The sequence below is a fragment of the Tenacibaculum xiamenense genome, assembly GCF_964513065.1.
In the GTDB taxonomy this organism is placed as follows: Bacteria; Bacteroidota; Bacteroidia; order Flavobacteriales; family Flavobacteriaceae; genus Polaribacter; species Polaribacter xiamenense.
Genome location: NZ_CAZEQU010000019.1, coordinates 11,521 through 14,296 on the forward strand (window position 1 = coordinate 11,521; position 2,776 = coordinate 14,296).

A 2,776-nucleotide genomic window follows, 5' to 3' on the forward strand; every position below is an offset into this window, starting at 1 on the left:
TTTAGTATTGGATCATGTTGGATTGGAGAAGGTTGTCGCAGAAATTCACATGTACTTATTAGGACATGAGTCTAATCTTCCAAGACCAGTTTTATATAGAGATTTTATCGGACATACACTTCATGCGCAAGTAACCAACGATGGAGAGTCGTATTTCCAAGGATTATTGGCAGATATTGAAGAACCAACATATCCATTTAATTTATCAGATACAAAGGTTAGTGCGAATGAGATCAAAGAGTCGAGTGTACTTTTATCCGATACATTAAATAAAGAACTTAGAGAAGTTAGTATTTCATTAGGAATGAGTCCAGCGGTATTGTTCCATGCAGCGTATGGACTAGTTATTGGAAAATGTAGTCATTCAGAATATGCTTTATTTGGGTCAATATTCTCAGGACGTCTACAAGGAGCATTGAACTCAGCAGATTCCTTAGGGTTATTTATCAATACCTTACCATTTTATGTTTCTTTGGAAGATGATGTACAGGACTATATTCAACAGGTAAAAGAACGTTTACAAGATTTACTACCGTATGAGCAAACACCACTATCAAGTATCCAAGGTTGGAGTGGAATATCTACTGAAGTTTCTTTGTTTAGTGCCTTATTAAATTATCGTCATTCTCACTCTGTAACAGAGACAGAAGAAGGAGAAACTATTGATTTAGGATTAGAAGTTATAGGAGGAGATGAGCGAACGAACTATCCATTTACGTTAAATGTTGATGATTTTGGAGAGAGCTTTGGATTAACAGCTCAGATAGAAGGAAGTATTGATGCAGATAAGTTATTAACCTATATGCAAGAAGCTTTAACGAGTTTATTAAAAGGCTTAAAGGCAGAGGAAAAAGCATCAGTTAGAAGTTTAAGTATTTTATCTGAAGAAGAAAGTAAAGAGATATTAGAAGTATTCAATGCAACTGAATTCAAATATCCATCAGAGAAATCTGTTGTAGAATTATTTGAAGAGCAGGCTCAAAAAACACCAAAAGCAGCTGCGATAACCTTTGAAGGAACTACTTTGAGTTATGAGGAATTAGATGCTCGTTCAAATCAATTAGCACATTATTTACAAGAGAATGGAGTAGCGACAGATACGTTTGTAGGAATCTGTATGGATCGTAGTTTGGAGTTACTTGTAGCAATTCTAGGAGTTTTAAAATCAGGAGGAGCTTATGTACCAATCGATCCAACTTATCCAGAAGATCGTATCGAGTATATGTTAAGCGATGCTACGATTAATTTGGTTTTGACAAGCGAGTCAAACAAAGAAACTCTCGCAGATAAAAAAGACATCTCAGTGATTGCTTTAGACCAAGACTGGGATAGCTTAATTTCAGAGTATCCAACAAAGACTTTAAATAAAGCTATTTCATCAAATGATTTAGCCTATGTTATTTATACTTCAGGAAGTACTGGACAACCAAAAGGAGTTCAAATAGAACATAAAAACATTGTTAGTTTAAGTACAAGCTGTGATTATGTAGCACTAAATTCGGATACGGTTTGGTTATCAACAGGATCAATTTCATTTGATGCAACCACTATTGAATATTGGGGAACATTACTTAATGGAGGAGAACTGGTATTAACCACGAAAGAAACTTTATTAGATACGGCAAGCTTTAAAACATTATTACAAGAAAAAGAAGTTACTACGTTGTGGATGACTGCTTCATGGTTCCATGGAGTAGTAGAGGAAGATGCAAGTGTTTTTGCCTTATTAGATTATTTATTAGTTGGAGGAGATGTGGTTCTGTTCAACTATACCAATAAACTCAAGGAACTATATCCAGATCTAACTATTATTAATGGATATGGTCCAACGGAGAACACTACATTCTCAACAACGTATACTATTGACATTACCGAGGAAACCCTTCCAATAGGTAAGCCAATAAAGAATAGAGAGGCTTATGTTGTTGACTCGGTAATGAATTTAGTACCAATAGGCGTTGAAGGAGAATTAGTTGTAGGAGGGGCAGGAGTAGCCAGAGGTTACTTAAACAACGAAGAATTAACCAAAGAGAAATTTATTCCAAATCCATTTAAAGAAGGAGAGAGACTTTACAAAACAGGCGATTTAGTAAAATGGTTACCTGATGGGAATATTGAGTTTGTAGGAAGAAAAGATGCTCAGGTTAAAATCAGAGGATATAGGATTGAATTAGGAGAGATAGAAAACAGTTTATCAAACTTAAGCTCAATTAGTCAATGTTGTGTCCTAGCTAAAGAAGCAGCCAATGGGACCAAGCGTTTGGTTGGATATGTAGTTTCAGAGGATACTTTTGATAAGGAAGTTATCCAAACTGAGTTAAAAGAGCATTTACCAGATTATATGATTCCATCGATTTGGGTGGAAATGGATGAGATGCCACTTACAAGCAATGGTAAATTAGATAGAAGAGGTTTACCAGAACCAGATAGTTCGGATTTATCAAGTAATGATTATGTAGCACCAAGAAATGAAACGGAAGAACAATTAGTAGCCATCTGGCAAGATTTGTTAGGCGTAGATCAAGTAGGAGTATATGATGACTTCTTTGAATTAGGAGGTCATAGTTTACTGGTTGTTCAGTTGATTTCAAGAATCCAAAAGATAGGATTCAATATCTCAGTAAAAGATATTTTCTCAGAACCTACCATTGCAGCGATCAGTCAAAATGTATCTTCAACAGAATTGATGTATCAAGTTCCTGAAAATGGAATAACAAAAGGTATCGATACGATCACCCCAGAGATGGTTCCATTATTAGACTTTAGTCAAGAAGAT

The 2,776-nt window shown here is 35.3% G+C and carries 1 protein-coding gene (cut by both window edges); it reads left to right on the top strand.

All 2,776 nt of this window come from inside a single coding sequence — locus ACKTTV_RS09155, amino acid adenylation domain-containing protein (RefSeq protein WP_408030537.1), on the top strand. Of the gene's 17,595 coding nucleotides, 11,513 precede the window and 3,306 follow it; the stretch shown corresponds to coding positions 11,514–14,289, spanning codon 3,838 (partial) through codon 4,763 (complete); the first complete codon in view begins at position 2. Both codon boundaries (start and stop) fall beyond the window edges.